Genomic DNA, 14,325 nt, shown 5'->3' on the forward strand with positions numbered 1-14,325 from the left:
GACCTGACCGGTTTCGTTGGTGAGTTAGGCGAGCTTACTCGCTGTCATCCTCGCGGCGACGACGGGTGCGCTGGCGCGGGCGACGCTCGCGGCGGCGGTCATCTCCGTTGGAGCGACGGCCATCGCGACCACCGCGGCGCTCGGAGCGCTCTTCGCGGGGCGAATCCTCGCGGGAGTCGGTGTCGTCGGGGCCGTCTTCGTTTTCTTCGCCTTCGACGACAGCGTTCAAGGAGAGCTTGCCGCGGTCATCGATTTCGGCCAGTTCAACCTGGACCTTGGAGCCGACGGGCAGCACGTCGTCGACATTCTCGACGCGCTTGCCGCCGACGAGGCGACGAATCTGGGAGACGTGCAGCAGCCCGTCCTTGCCCGGGGACAGGGAGACGAACGCACCGAAGGTCGTGGTCTTGACGACCGTTCCGACGAAGCGCTCACCGATCTCGGGCATCTGCGGGTTGGCGATCGCGTTGACGGCGTCGCGGGCGGCGTCCGCGGCAGCGCCGTCGGAGGCGCCAATGTAGACGGTGCCGTCGTCCTCAATGGTGAGCTCGGCTCCGGTGTCTTCCTGGATCTGATTGATCATCTTGCCCTTGGGGCCGATGACCTCACCGATCTTGTCGACGGGGATCTTCACGGCGATGATGCGCGGCGCGGTGGCGGCCATCTCGTCGGGCGCGTCGATCGCTTCATTCATGACGTCCAGGATGTGCAGGCGCGCGTCGCGGGCCTGGGACAGGGCCTTGGCCAGTTCCTCCGACGGGATGCCGTCGAGCTTGGTGTCAAGCTGAATGGCGGTGACGAACTCGCGGGTGCCGGCGACCTTGAAGTCCATGTCGCCGAATGCGTCTTCGGCGCCGAGGATGTCGGTCAGGGCGGCGTAGCGGGTTTCGCCGTCGACCTCGTCGGTCATGAGGCCCATGGCGATGCCGGCGACGGGGGCGCGCAGCGGCACACCGGCCTGCAGCAGCGAGAGCGTGGAGGCGCACACGGAGCCCATCGAGGTGGAGCCGTTGGAGCCGAGTGCCTCGGAGACCTGGCGGATCGCGTAGGGGAATTCCTCGCGGGTGGGCAGCACGGGCACGAGGGCGCGCTCGGCGAGGGCGCCGTGGCCGATTTCGCGGCGCTTCGGGGAGCCAACGCGACCGGTCTCGCCGGTGGAGTACGGCGGGAAGTTGTAGTTGTGCATGTAGCGCTTGGAGGTGACCGGGCTCAGGGAGTCGATCTGCTGCTCCATGCGCAGCATGTTGAGGGTCGTGACGCCGAGGATCTGGGTCTCGCCGCGCTCGAAGATTGCCGAGCCGTGAACGCGGGGCAGAACCTCTACCTCGGCGGACAGGGTACGAATGTCCTTCAGGCCGCGGCCATCCATGCGGACGCCTTCGGTGAGGGTGCGGTGACGCACGAGCTTCTTGGTCAGCGCGCGGTAGGCGGCGGACAGTTCCTTTTCGCGGCCCTCGAATTCTTCGCCCAGGGCTTCGAGCATCTCGTCGCGGCCGGCGTCGATCTGGGCTTCGCGCTCCAGCTTGCCGACGATCGCGATGGCCTTGGACAGGTAGTCGGTCGAGTGCTTTTCGACGGCCTCGAACGCGTCGTCCTGGTAGTCCAGGAACAGCGGGAATTCGGCGGTCGGCTTGCCTACCTTTTCCGCAACGACAAGCTGGGCTTCGCACAGCGCCTTGATGAACGGCTTGGCGGCCTCGAGGCCCTCGGCGACGATTTCTTCCGTCGGAGCCGTCGCGCCCTGGTTCTTCACCAGGTCCCAGGCGTTATCGGTGGCTTCGGCTTCGACCATCATGACGGCGACGTCGTCGCCCACGATGCGGCCGGCCACGACCATCGAGAAGACCGCGCGCTCCAGCTCGGAGTAGCGCGGGAAGGCCACCCACTGGTTGTCGATGAGCGCGATGCGCACGCCACCGATCGGGCCGGAGAACGGCAGACCGGCGATCTGGGTCGACATCGAAGCGGCGTTGATGGCGACGACGTCGTAGGCGTCGTCGGGGTGGATCGCGAGGATCGTCTCAACGATCTGCACCTCGTTGCGCAGGCCCTTAACGAAGGCGGGGCGCAGCGGGCGGTCGATGAGGCGGCAGGCGAGGATCGCATCGGTTCCCGGGCGGCCTTCGCGGCGGAAGAACGAGCCGGGGATCTTGCCCGCGGCGTATTGACGCTCTTCGACATCGACGGTCAGCGGGAAGAAGTCGAACTGATCCTTGGGGTTCTTGCCGGCAGCGGTGGCCGACAGGACCATGGTGTCCTCGTCGAGGTAGACGACCGCGCTTCCGGCGGCCTGGCGGGCGAGCCGCCCGGTTTCAAAGCGTAGCGTGCGCTTTCCAAACGAGCCGTTGTCGATGACGGCTTCGGCGAATGTGATTTCTGGGCCTTCCATGGCACCTTCCTGTGTCATGGCCACTCCCCCGACGGTCATCGATCGAAGCTCACGGACTCGACTGTTCCGGGAGCCACCACCGAGGACCGGGCAGGCGGTGTGGCGCTCTTCAGTTGGGGTTTGCTTCGCGCACCAAGTGCACGAACGGCCCGGGAGTTACCCCGGGCCGATTCCGTCTAGCGGCGAATGCCGAGACGTTCGATGAGGGAGCGGTAACGCTCGATGTCGATCTTCTTCAGGTAGTCCAGAAGACGACGACGCTGACCAACAAGCAGCATGAGACCACGACGTGAGTGGTGATCGTGCTTGTGGGTCTTGAAGTGTTCGGTCAGATCCTTGATGCGCTGGCTCAGCAGCGCAACCTGGACCTCGGGGGAGCCGGTGTCGCCCTCATGGGTGGCGTACTCGGCGATGATCTTTTCCTTGACGTCCTTGCTCAGCGGCACAGGCTTCTCCTTCTACTTGTTGCACAGAGCCTCGGGGCAGGTTCTCCCAGGCACGACGCATCCGTGGCCGATAGTGACGGCAACCGCTAGGTTATCACGCACACCTCGCGATCAGCGGAGCGGGCAACGACGTTCGCTATGTGCGATCAAACACCCTAGAACGATGCCCGTCCGGTGGCGAGCATCCACATGAAGGTCATGGTGCCAGCGATGAGGAATGCGAGGACCGCCCATTCGACGGGTTTGAAGATCCCGCGGTGGCCGGATTCGCGCCGTGCGGCGACATACAGCGGCGTGAGAACGAGATAGGCGGTGATGGAGCCGAAGAAGTACTCCAGACCTCCGGCGTAGATGAGCCAGATGCCGTAAATCGTCGCGAGGAAACCGATCACGGTATCGCGTTTGCGCACCTGCTGCGCGTCCGGGGCGCTGGGCTTAAAGGAGCTCAGCAGCTGGAAGAGCGCGACGAGCGTGTAGGGAATCAGGAAGACGCCGGAGGCGAGCAGGATGAGAAACTCGTAGGTTTTTTCGCTAAAGGCCGTCCACAATAGGACGATCTGTACGCAGATATTCGTGATCCACAGCGCGATACGCGGCGTGCCGTGGGAGTTGAGGCGCCCGATGCGTTCGGGGATGACACCGTCGAGGGAGGGAATGCGCAAAATCTCGGTGGCGAGCAGGATCCAGCTCAGCAGAACGCCAAGCAGGGAGATGATGAGGCCACCGGAGATGAATTTTGCGCCCCACGGGCCGACGACGTGAGCAAAGACGCCGGCAAGCGATGGATCGGCGACGTGCGAGAGCTCGTTTTGGCTCATCACGCCGTACGACAGCAGGTTGACGGCGATCAGGAGGGCGAGGACGAAGAGAAATCCGAGAACGGTGGCACGGCCGACGTCGCGGCGCTCGCGAGCTCGTCGGGAGAAAATCGAGGCGCCCTCAACGCCCGAGAACACCCACACGGTAATGAGCATCATGCCGGCGACCTGGCTCATGGTGGAGCCGAGCAGCGTTTCCTCGCTCGTTCCGTTGACGCTCACTGCGGCGTTGTCTCCCCAGAAGTTCTCGGTCAAAAAGCCGGCTTTGAAGAAGAAGAACGTCACGATGATGAAAACGAGCAGCGGCACGACCTTGGCGATCGTCACGATGACGTTGACGATTGCTGCGGTCTCCACGCCGCGCAACACCAGGTAGTGCACGACCCACAGCAGCGCGGAGGCACACGCGATCGCGATCCACGTGTTGCCGCCTTCGAAGGCGGGCACGAAGGTGCCGATCGAGCTCATGAGGAGCACGAGGAAGCCGACGTTTCCGATCCAGACGCCGATCCAGTAGCCCATGGCGGCGCAAAAACCGATGAAGTCGCCAAATCCCTCGCGGGCGTAACCGTAGATGCCGCCGTCGAGCCGCGGTAGCCGCATGGCCAGCGACTGGAAGGACAGGGCGAGCATGAGCATGCCGAAGCCGGTGATGGCCCAGCCGATCATGAGCGGGCCGGGAGCTGCGGCGCGCGCCATCTGGGAGGGCAGTCCGAAGATACCGCCCCCGATCATGGAGCCGACGACGAGGGCCGTCAGGGCTGGCAGGGCAAGGCCGTGCTGCTTCGGTGCAGTCTGGGAGGACATGTGCCTACTTTAGCGTGCAGTGACGTGGCTTGGGTCGACACGGCAGGCCGCTGGGATACCAAGGATGCGGCTGGTTTCGGCCAGATCGTTATCCATCGCCGCGAGGAGCTCGTCGAGGGAATCGAAACTCGCCATCGCGCGGATGCGTTCGGTGAACTCGACTTCGACCGTCTCGCCGTAGAGGTTGAGGTCGGCGCGGCCGAGGACGTGGGCCTCCACCGTGCGGCGCTCACCGTCAAAATGCGGGTTGGTGCCCACCGAGATGGCGGCGGGTAGGCGCTGCTCGGTGGCGTCATCGCAGCGGATGAGCCAGCCGGCGTAGACGCCATCGGCTGGGACGACGCCGACGCCCTTGGCGTGGACGTTGGCCGTCGGGAAGCCGAGTTCGCGGCCGCGCTTTAGGCCGTGTTCGACCTCGCCGCGCACCCGGTGCGGGCGGCCGAGGACGTAGGCGGCCTCGCGCACGTCGCCCTTCAGCAGGGCTTCGCGCACCCAGGTGGAGGACCAGCGGCGCCCGGTGCGCGGATCGTGCAGGTCGCGCACGATCTCGACGTCGAAGCCGAGGTCCGCGCCGAGGGCGGCGAGGCAGGCCGCGTCGCCCTCATTTCCGGCGCCGAAGCGCATGTCTTCGCCCTCGACGACGCAGGCGGCGCCGAGGCGCTGAAGCAGGAAGGTTTGGACGAACTCGCGCGGGGACTGCGCGGCGAAATCGAGGCTGTAGGGCACGACGTCGACGTCATCGACGCCGAGCGAGGTCAGCAGATCGATGCGGTGCTCGAGCGTGGTGATCTCGGTGAGGTAGGCGCCCGGGCGGTGGACCTTGACGGGGTGCGGGTCGAACGTCATGACGATGAGGGGCACGCTGCGGCGATCGGCCTGGGCGCGCGCGGTGGCGAGGACCGCTTGGTGGCCGCGGTGCACGCCGTCATACATTCCGATGGTGACGACGCTGCTCACTGCGCCTCCAGGACGATGACGGGCCGCGTCTTGCCCTCGCGGGTGGTGATGACGGCGATGAGGCGGCCGGCGCAGGCGGCGAGGGCGAACTCGGAGGTGCGGGTCGGGGCGGAGGCGGAGGCGGGCTCGGAGTCGGACGCGGGCTCGGAGACGGACGCGGGCGCGGGCAGTTCGACGGGGTCGAGGAAACGCCCCTGGGCCAGATCGGCAGCCTCGGCCTCGCTGACCTCGCGCACCGGCAGGACGCGGCTCATGACCGCGAGCGGATCGAGCAGCTCGGGGGCCGCGAGCTCGCTCGCATCGTCCAGGGTGAAGGGGCCGACGGCGCTGCGCTTCAGGCTCGTGAGATGGCCGCCCACGCCGAGCGCGGCGCCCAGATCGCGCGCGATTGCGCGGATGTAGGTGCCGGAGCTGACGCGGGTGCGGATCGAGAGATCGATGACGCCGGCCCCGCTCTTGCCCGTGGTAGGCGTCGGGCCGGAGACGAGCTCGAGCTCGTGGATCGTGACCGGGCGGGCGGCGAGTTCAACGTCTTCGCCCGCGCGCACGCGGTCGTAGGCGCGTTTACCGTCGACCTTGATTGCCGAGACGGCAGTGGGCCGCTGCAGGATGTCGCCGTGGAAGGCCTCGAGCGCGCTCAGGATCTGCGCGTCGGAGAGGCGGAAAGCGTCGGGCGCTGCTGCGTCGTCGTCGGGATCTGCGGCGGCGTCGTTGGAAGCGGGCGCGGCCGCGGGCGCGGAGAGGAACTCCCCCTCGGCGTCGTCCGTCGTCGTCGCCTCCCCCAGGCGGATCGTCGCCTCGTAGGTTTTATCCAGCCCGACGAGGTAGGTCAGCAGCCGCGTGGCGCGCCCGACCCCGGCGATGAGCAGGCCCGTCGCCATCGGGTCCAGCGTGCCGGCGTGGCCGACCTTGCGGGTTTTCAGTTCGCGGCGCAGCGCCGCCACGACGCCGTGGGAGGTGGGGCCGGCGGGCTTGTCGATCAGGACAAACCCGCTGGGGCCGTTACTCATCGACGCGCGGCTTCTTGTACGGGTCCGCCTCCCCCGCATAGGACTTGGTGGCGGCCTGCTCGGCGATCTCGGCGTCGGCGGCCGCGGCGCGGCGCAGCGCGTCGTCGATCGCGGCGGCGGATTCCGGCAGGGCGTCGGGAATGAACTCGATCGTTGGCGTCAGGCGCACGCCGGTGCCCTTGCCGACCTCGCTGCGGATCAGGCCGCGCGCGGATTCGAGCGCCGCCTGGGTGCCGGCCTGCTGCTCCTCATCGCCGAGGACGGTGTAGAAGATCGAGGCGTGTTGCAGGTCGCCCGTCATGCGCACGTCGGTGATGGTGACGAAACCGAGGCGGGGGTCCTTGATGCGCGAATCCAGGAGCTTTGCGACGATGACCTTGATTCGCTCGGCGAGCCGCCGGGCGCGTTGTGGATCAGACATGCCTCTAAGGCTAGTAGCGCTCGCGAATGCCGTCCATTGCGCGCACCGCATCAAGGATTCGCAGGTGCGGCAGCGGGTCGAGGCCCTGCTCGATGACGTAATCGGTGAGCTGGTTTTTCACGACGGCGATGAGCTCGGCGGGCGACCATGGCTTGGCGATGTAGTGATCGAGGCCGGCCTCATTGACGGCACGGATCGTGTCGTCCTGATCGGCCTGGCCGGTCACGAGCACGGTGCGGGCGGCGGCCGTGCGCGCATCGGATTGCATGGCGACGAGGAAATCGACGCCCGTCGTGCCCGGCAGGCGGTGATCGGCCAGGATGAGGGCGAACGGGTCGCCGTCGGCATCGATCTCGTCGACGACCTGCCAGGCGTCGGGCACATCCTCGGCGAACTCGACGCGCGCAACCTCGGCGATCGGCGCGAGATCGCGGGCGAGGGCCGCGCGCACTTCGGCCTCGTCTTCTAGCACGATGATGGCAAGTCGCATGTCTTACTCCTTTGTTGTGGGTAGGCAGACGGTGACGCTCGTGGCGCCGGGCTGCGAGTCGATATCGATCGAGCCGGCGTGTTCGTTGACGATGTGGGCAGCGAGGCCGAGCCCCATGCCGAGGCCGAAGCGCACGGTGCCGTGTTTCGTCGTGAAATGGGGTTGGAAGACCTGCGGCAGGACGTCCGGATCGATGCCCGGGCCGTTATCGGCAATCGTGACGCAGACGCGATCGTCGGGGGCGTCGGCCACGGTGATGGTGATGACGCCGCCGCCTTGCGGGCGGTGTTCGGCGAGCGCCTCGCCCGCGTTGACGAGCACGTTCGTCCAGACCTGGCCGAGCTGGGAGGGGTGGCCGGGCACGCGGCTGCGGGCGGTGTAATCGCGCACGATCTCGATATCGCGCAGGCGGTGCGAGACAAGGTGCAGGGTGTCGTCCAGCGTTTCGGCGAGATCGATCGCCGGCAGGATTTCCTCGTCCGGCCGCGCGTAGGAGCGCAGCGAGGTGACGAGGGTCGTGATGCGGCGGGTGGCGACGGTGATGCCGCGCAGCTGGGCGCCGATACGGCTGGCGAGTTCGAAGCGGTCGACGGCGGCGGGGCCCTCGGCAAGGACTGCGCGCGCGGCGGCCTCATCGGCGATGCCCGCCGTCACCAGGCGCCAGGCCGTGGCGGCGTCGGTGAGCTTTTCGAGCGCGCGGCGCAGGCGGCGTTCCTCGGCGGTCGAGCGCGGGGCGCGGGTACGGGCGGCGGTGATCGTCGCGGTGAGGGCGGCGCCGTCCGGGTGGCTGGCGAGCAGCGTGTCGAGGTCATCGGCGAGGTGATCGGCGCTGCGGGTCAGGGCCGCGACGGGGTTGTTGAGCTCGTGGGCGAGGCCGGCCGATAGCTCGCCGAGCGTGGCAAAGCGCGCCTGCGCGATGAGCTCCAGGCGCGCCGCCTCCAGCTGGCTGAGGGCGCTGGCCAGTTGGGCGCGCTCCTTTTCCAGCGCGATGTTGAGGTCATTGCGCTCGACCTGCAGCTGCTCGCTGCGCAGCAACCGCGCCGCAAACCCGCGGATCGCGACGGCCGCGAGCGCCGCGCCCACTTCGGCATCGAGGGCGAGGGCACGATCAAGCTGCTCGATCGAGAGGTGGATGACGACGACGTCGGTGGTCGTCGTCGCGGTAAAGAACGCCTTTTGGGAGCGCGATAGGCTCAGCAGCCCGACGACGGGCCCCGTCGAGGCGTGATGCAGCAGGAGGTCCTCGGCCTCGGTGTGCCGGGTGAGCGCGACTCGGCCGGAGAGCACGACGAAAACGCCGTCGACGCTCCGGCCCTGGCGGGTCAGGCGCACCCCGACCGGCAGGTGCAGGCGCGGCCGCGGCCCGAGCGCCCGCTCGATCGCGGCGACGAGTTCGCCTTCCACGACGTGGCTGGAGGCCTCAATATCGCGCAGCAGCTCGGACTTGGGCGAATCCGCGCTGGCGGCCTGGTCCTGCTCCTCGAGCACGGCGAGCGCGCCGGGGTGGTGCAGACGCAGCCAGCGCGCGATCTGCGAGGAGGCATGCTGGCCCAAGAATCCGCTCGTCATCGGCAGCGCGACGAACGCGTCAACGGTGCCGGAGTCCACGGCGCGCGCGACGTCGGCGTGATCGCCCGGCGAGGTCAGCAGCAGCACTCGCGCCCCCGCGAGCTGCTCCATCGCCGCGAGCGCATCGATGCGCTGATCGGCCGGCCCGAGCCCGGGCAGGATGACGAGCAGCGGCACCTCGCGGTCGCCCGGCAGCTCGGCGCGCACCGCCGCCACGTCGGGATAGGTCGAGACGATGGTCGCCTCATCGACGACGGCGCGCAGCTCGGCGGCGACGTCGTCGGCGAGCTCACCGTGCCCAACGACGACGACCCTAAGCGGCCGGATGCGATCGGTCATAGGAGGCCCAGCGTCGTCCAGAACCAGGGCATGACGAAGGCGAGCAGCACCGCGCCGGCAAGCCCAACGATGATGCCAATGAGCGCCATGTACTTCGTGGGGACCTCGCCCGTGGCATAGGCGATCGCATTCGGCGGCGTGGAGATCGGTAGCGACATGCCAAGCGAACACGCGAGCGCGATGATGACGCCCACCTGAGCGATGTCGAGCGCGATCGCGGAGCCGAGCCCGAGCGCCAGCGGAATGAGGAGGTTGGCCGCGGCCGAGTGGCTGATGACGTTGGACATGCCGAGCCCCATCGCCGCGAGGACGACGATCAGCCCCGTCACGCTCATCGCGGTCCAGTTCACCGAGCCGAGCAGCCATTCATCCAGGCCCGAAGCGCCCACGCCTACCCCGAGCGCGATGCCGCCGGAGACGAGCCAGAGCACGGGCCATTGCAGCATTTTCAGGTCATCGCCCGTCATGACCTGCGTCGCGAGCAGGATCGCGACGGGGATGAATCCGACGACGTTGGAGTTGATGCCGTGCAGCGGCTCGGTCATCCACAGCGCGACGGTCAGGCCTGCGACGACGTAGTAGATGCGCGCGGGCGCGGAGCGATCGAAGTTGCTGCGCAGCGCCAGCTCAAGGTTCGTGCCCTTGGGGATGAAGAACGTGACGATGACGAACCAGCCGATCGCGAGCACGATGAGCATGAGCGGGACGGCGAGCATCATCCATTTCAGAAAGGAGATCTGGATGCCGTGGGAGGCGAGCGCGCCGAGCGCGATCGCGTTCGGCGGTGTCCCGACGGGAGTCCCCATGCCGCCAATATTGGCCGCGACGGGGATCGACAGCGCGAGCCCAGCGCGCGCCTTCGCGTCGGACATCACCGCGAGGATGGGAATGACGACGGCAAACATCGTCGCCGTCGTCGCCGTATTCGACATGAACATCGACAGCGCGGCCGTAATCCCCATGAGCCCCAGCACCGTCATCCGGCCGGAGCCCTGGAACGGCTTGAGCATGACGGCCGCGAGGTTGCGGTCAAGGCCGAATTTCGCGGCCCCGTCGGCGAGCAAAAACCCGCCGAGGAACAGGATGATGACCGGGTCGGCGAGTGCCGCAAAATAGGCCTTCGCACCGAGGGCCTGCTCCCCCACCGGCAGGAGCGCCGCGGAGGAGATGAGCAGCACCTCGAAGAGGATGACGAGCACGGCCGTCGCGACGAGCGGGATCGCCTCGGTCACCCAAAAGACGATCGCGAGCAGGAAGATCGAGAGCATCCGCTCGCCCTCGGGCGCCAGCCCGGGGATGTCGACGACAAAGGGCACAAGGAAGGCGAGGACCCCGAGGACGATGCCGGTGAGCTGGACCTTGTTCGGGCGCTCAAGACGGACGACGGGGCGAGTGTGTGCTGATGCGGGCATCAGGTCTCCGTGGCTAAGGTTCGGCCGGGCTGCACTGTCCGGCTGGCGCGCGCCACCTGGGCGCGGCCACGTTCCTCATTCTAGGCGGGCGGGCGCGCTCGCTTCGGGCCCTTCGGCCCGAGCGCTCGGCCGGCAGCCGCCGGCCGCGTCATGGCGACTTCGTGGTTCACCGACGAGGAATTCGACGGCGCACAGACACGCCCATCGAGTCATAGCGCGCGAGGGCTGCGTCGGTGGCGGCATCGCCGGTACGGCGTCCCGGCACCGGGACGGTTGTAGCTGAAAGCTGCACGGTTTCCCCCTGTTTTACGCTCCGCGTGTCAGCGGCAAACAGGTCAGGATATGGCACGGGCCGGCATTTCCGCAATGGAAATACCGGCCCGCGTCGACTGCGTGGTTAGTCGCGCTTCTTTTCGCGCATCTCCCACGTCTCGATGGTGTCGCCTTCGGCGATGTCCTTGATGTTGCCAAGGCCAATACCGCACTCGAAGCCCTCGCGGACCTCGGTCACGTCGTCCTTTTCACGACGCAGCGACTCGATCTTGAGGTTGTCGGCTACGACGATGCCGTCGCGCAGCAAGCGGGCATGGCTGCCGCGCTTGATGATGCCGGAGCGAACGATGGAGCCCGCGATGTTGCCGAACTTGGAGGAGCGGAAGATCTGGCGGATTTCCGCCGTTCCCAGCTGCGCCTCTTCGTAAATCGGCTTGAGCATGCCCTTCATCGCGTTTTCGATGTCCTCGATCGCCGCGTAGATGACCGAGTAGTACTTGATCTCCACGCCCTCGGCGTCGGCCAGTTCGCCCACGCGTTCGGCGGGGCGGACGTTGAAGCCGACGATGACCGCGTTGTCGACGGTCGCGAGGTTGACGTCGTTCTGCGTGATCGCACCGACTCCGCGGTGGATGATCCGCAGCTGGACTTCTTCGCCAACATCGATCTTGAGCAAGGAGTCTTCCAGTGCCTCGACGGCACCGGAGACGTCGCCCTTGAGGATGAGGTTGAGGGTTTCGACCTTGCCTTCCTTCAGGGCGGCATCGAAGTCCTCCAGCGAGATGCGCTTGCGGCGCTTGGCCAGCTGCGCGGCACGCTCAGCGGCCTCACGCTTGTCAGCGATCTGACGGGCGGTGCGGTCATCGGGCGCTACCAGGAAGGTGTCGCCGGCGCGCGGCACGCTCGTCAGGCCGATCACCTGGACCGGGCGGGACGGGCCCGCCTCGTCGACGTTCTCGCCGTACTCATCGAACATCGCACGGACGCGACCAAACGCTGTGCCCGCGACGATCGAATCGCCGACATGCAGGGTGCCGGACTGCACGAGTACCGTCGCAACCGAACCGCGGCCGCGGTCAAGGTTGGCTTCGATGGCGACACCGCGCGCGTCCTTGTCCGGGTTGGCCGTGAGTTCGAGCGCGGCTTCGTCGGTGAGCAGGACGGCCTCCAGGAGGCTGTCGATGTTCAGGCGCTGCTTAGCAGAGACCTCGATACACATCGTCTCGCCGCCGTATTCTTCCGGCACGAGTCCGTACTCGGTGAGCTGGCCCTTGATCTTGTCAGGGTTCGCTTCCTCGCGGTCGATCTTGTTAATCGCGACGACGATCGGCACGCCGGCCGCCTGCGCGTGGTTGATCGCTTCGACCGTCTGCGGCATGACGCCGTCATCGGCCGCGACCACGAGGATCGCGATATCGGTGACTTCGGCACCACGGGCACGCATGGCGGTGAACGCCTCGTGGCCCGGGGTATCGATGAACGTGATCGTTTCTTCGTGGCCCTCGTGCGGGACGCGGACCTGGTAGGCGCCGATGTGCTGGGTGATGCCGCCGGCTTCGCCTGCCACGACGTTGGTCTGGCGGATAGCATCCAGCAGCTTCGTCTTGCCGTGATCGACGTGGCCCATGACGGTGACAACCGGTGGGCGCTTGGGCAGATTCTCGCCCTTTTCCTCGGCCGCTTCCGCGTCGAGGTCGATATCGAAGGCTTCCAGCAGCTCACGATCCTCGTCTTCGGGCGAGACGATCTTCACGACATAGCCGAGTTCGGCGCCGAGGGCCTGGAAGGTGTCCTCGTCGACGGACTGCGTGGCCGTCACCATCTCGCCGAGGTGGAACATCACCGTGACGAGCGATGCGGGATTAACGTTGATCTTGTCGGCGAAGTCGGTGAGCGAGGCACCGGCGCGGATCCGAATCTCGGTCGTACCATCGCCGCGCGGGATCTGGACGCCGCCGATCGACGGCGCTGACTGCTGCTCGAATTCTTGCCGCTTCGCGCGCTTGGACTTCCGGCCACGCACGCGCCCGCCGCCGCGCCCGAAGGCGCCCTGCGTCGAGCCGCGACCACCGCGACCACCGCGGGGAGGACCGAAGCCGCCGCCACCGCCGGGACCACCAGCGCCGCCGGGGCCGCCGCCACGACCGCGGCCACCACGGCCGCCGCCGCCACCGCCCTGACGTCCGGAGGCACCCGGGCGCGAGACGGCCGAGCGATCGGGCATCATGCCCGGGTTCGGACGTGGGCCACCGCCGCCACCGGGGCGGGGGCCGGGAGCCGGCCGCGCGCCACCGGGACGCTGCCCGGGACGGGGACCGCCCGAGCCGCCCGGACGGGGCATGCCCTGAGAGGAGCTGAACGGGTTATTGCCGGGACGCGGACCGCCGCCGCCACGCTGGCCCCCGCCGCGCTGACCCGGACGGGCCATGCCCTGCGAGGAGCTGAACGGGTTATTACCGGGACGCGGACCGCCGCCGCCACGCTGGCCGCCGGGCTTGGGTGCCTGGGGGCGCGGTGCGCGGGCACCGGGCTTGGGTGCCTGGAACTCCGGTGAGCTCGACTCCGCCTTGGGTGCTTCGGCCGCGGGCTTGGGCGCCTCGGGGGCCGGAGCAGACTGGCCGGTAACGTCGGCCGGCGTCGGAGCCGCCGGGCGCTTGGGCGCGGGCTTCGGGCTCGGCGCCGCCGATTCGGCCTCTTCGGCCGGTTCGCTCTTCTTTGCTGGGCCGGGCTTCGCGCCGGCCGTTGGCTTGGGGGCGGCCTTCGGCTTAGCTGCCGGGGCGTCCTTCTCAGCCTCGTCCTTTTTCGGGAAGGCATCGCGTACGCGCTTGGCTACGGGTGCCTCGACCGTCGAGGACGCTGTTTTGACGAATTCTCCGAGCTCGCTTAGCTTCGCGAGCACGGTCTTGCTGTCGACACCGAGCTCTTTGGCGAGCTCGTGGACACGCAACTTTGCCACAATTCTCCTGTCCGGGTCCGTTCCCGCACAGGAAACAGACCGCTAGTTGTGCTGGCAGCTCATCGCTGGGTACTCATCGGGTGCCCATCGGCTTCCAACCCGCTTTCCTCGTTGGTGGTCCACATTGGACCAGTCTTACTGGTTGATCGTCTCGACCGACGTAATGCGCGTTTTGAATGCGCGGTTGAATCCGCCATTTTTTAGCGCCGCCGCTCGACACGTCTCATCCGGATGCAACCAGGCTCCGCGTCCCGGTGCACTGGCTTGGGGGTCATAACAAGCCGTGCCCGAACGCACAACGAACCGAATGAGGCGATCACGTGGTGAACGTTGCCGACAGCCGACGCAGGTACGCAACGGCGTGCCGATCTCATCATTCACCGGATCCACCCTAACGCCTGGGGCGCAGTTTCGCCGCATTCAAATGCGCGAAGAGCC

The 14,325-nt window shown here is 67.5% G+C and carries 11 protein-coding genes; all 11 read right to left on the minus strand.

The features are described from left to right. Positions 1-34: 34 nt before the first annotated feature. Positions 35-2,407 carry a polyribonucleotide nucleotidyltransferase gene (locus MUN85_RS04850; protein WP_250505636.1) on the minus strand — a complete coding sequence of 791 codons (2,373 nt, stop codon included), beginning with the start codon at positions 2,405-2,407 and terminating at the stop codon, positions 35-37. Between the two features lie 158 nt (positions 2,408-2,565). Beyond that, positions 2,566-2,835 (minus strand): 30S ribosomal protein S15, encoded by a 270-nt coding sequence (rpsO, locus tag MUN85_RS04855; protein WP_092565689.1) that lies wholly within the window; start codon positions 2,833-2,835, stop codon positions 2,566-2,568. Positions 2,836-2,990: 155 nt separating this feature from the next. Then, positions 2,991-4,460, minus strand: a complete 1,470-nt coding sequence (locus tag MUN85_RS04860; protein WP_250505637.1) for a basic amino acid/polyamine antiporter — start codon at positions 4,458-4,460, stop codon at positions 2,991-2,993. Positions 4,461-4,469: 9 nt separating this feature from the next. Further along, positions 4,470-5,417: a bifunctional riboflavin kinase/FAD synthetase gene (locus tag MUN85_RS04865; RefSeq protein WP_348647947.1), complete on the minus strand. Its 948-nt coding sequence runs from the start codon at positions 5,415-5,417 to the stop codon at positions 4,470-4,472. Further along, complete coding sequence (locus tag MUN85_RS04870) at positions 5,414-6,427, minus strand: tRNA pseudouridine synthase B (protein ID WP_250505638.1); 1,014 nt, start codon at positions 6,425-6,427, stop codon at positions 5,414-5,416. The genes MUN85_RS04865 and MUN85_RS04870 overlap by 4 nt, the downstream gene beginning before the upstream one ends. Then, a complete protein-coding gene (rbfA, locus tag MUN85_RS04875; RefSeq protein ID WP_250505639.1) occupies positions 6,420-6,848 on the minus strand; it encodes a 30S ribosome-binding factor RbfA in 429 nt (142 codons plus the stop codon). Before rbfA ends, MUN85_RS04870 begins: the two co-directional genes overlap by 8 nt. A gap of 10 nt (positions 6,849-6,858) precedes the next feature. Next, positions 6,859-7,338, minus strand: coding sequence for a response regulator (locus tag MUN85_RS04880; RefSeq protein ID WP_092565681.1), 480 nt, complete (start codon positions 7,336-7,338; stop codon positions 6,859-6,861). 3 nt (positions 7,339-7,341) lie between these two features. Continuing rightward, complete coding sequence (locus MUN85_RS04885; protein WP_250505640.1) at positions 7,342-9,246, minus strand: sensor histidine kinase; 1,905 nt, start codon at positions 9,244-9,246, stop codon at positions 7,342-7,344. Further along, positions 9,243-10,658, minus strand: coding sequence for an SLC13 family permease (locus tag MUN85_RS04890; protein ID WP_250505641.1), 1,416 nt, complete (start codon positions 10,656-10,658; stop codon positions 9,243-9,245). The genes MUN85_RS04885 and MUN85_RS04890 overlap by 4 nt, the downstream gene beginning before the upstream one ends. Positions 10,659-11,055: 397 nt before the next feature. Beyond that, complete coding sequence (infB, locus tag MUN85_RS04895) at positions 11,056-13,887, minus strand: translation initiation factor IF-2 (RefSeq protein WP_250505642.1); 2,832 nt, start codon at positions 13,885-13,887, stop codon at positions 11,056-11,058. Positions 13,888-14,022: 135 nt separating this feature from the next. Further along, a complete protein-coding gene (locus MUN85_RS13045) occupies positions 14,023-14,307 on the minus strand; it encodes a YlxR family protein (protein ID WP_092565673.1) in 285 nt (94 codons plus the stop codon). Positions 14,308-14,325 lie beyond the last annotated feature (18 nt).

The organism is Bowdeniella massiliensis (genome assembly GCF_023634005.1).
GTDB classification, from domain to species: Bacteria; Actinomycetota; Actinomycetes; order Actinomycetales; family Actinomycetaceae; genus Bowdeniella; species Bowdeniella massiliensis.

Excerpts from the sequence above, each read along its gene's own strand:
- MUN85_RS04860 (WP_250505637.1), bottom strand. The coding sequence starts at position 4,460 with ATGTCCTCCCAGACTGCACCGAAGCAGCACGGCCTTGCCCTGCCAGCC.
- rbfA (WP_250505639.1), bottom strand. The coding sequence starts at position 6,848 with ATGTCTGATCCACAACGCGCCCGGCGGCTCGCCGAGCGAATCAAGGTC.
- MUN85_RS04850 (WP_250505636.1), bottom strand. The coding sequence starts at position 2,407 with ATGACACAGGAAGGTGCCATGGAAGGCCCAGAAATCACATTCGCCGAA.
- MUN85_RS04885 (WP_250505640.1), bottom strand. The coding sequence starts at position 9,246 with ATGACCGATCGCATCCGGCCGCTTAGGGTCGTCGTCGTTGGGCACGGT.
- MUN85_RS04870 (WP_250505638.1), bottom strand. The coding sequence starts at position 6,427 with ATGAGTAACGGCCCCAGCGGGTTTGTCCTGATCGACAAGCCCGCCGGC.
- MUN85_RS04890 (WP_250505641.1), bottom strand. The coding sequence starts at position 10,658 with ATGCCCGCATCAGCACACACTCGCCCCGTCGTCCGTCTTGAGCGCCCG.
- MUN85_RS04880 (WP_092565681.1), bottom strand. The coding sequence starts at position 7,338 with ATGCGACTTGCCATCATCGTGCTAGAAGACGAGGCCGAAGTGCGCGCG.
- MUN85_RS13045 (WP_092565673.1), bottom strand. The coding sequence starts at position 14,307 with ATGCGGCGAAACTGCGCCCCAGGCGTTAGGGTGGATCCGGTGAATGAT.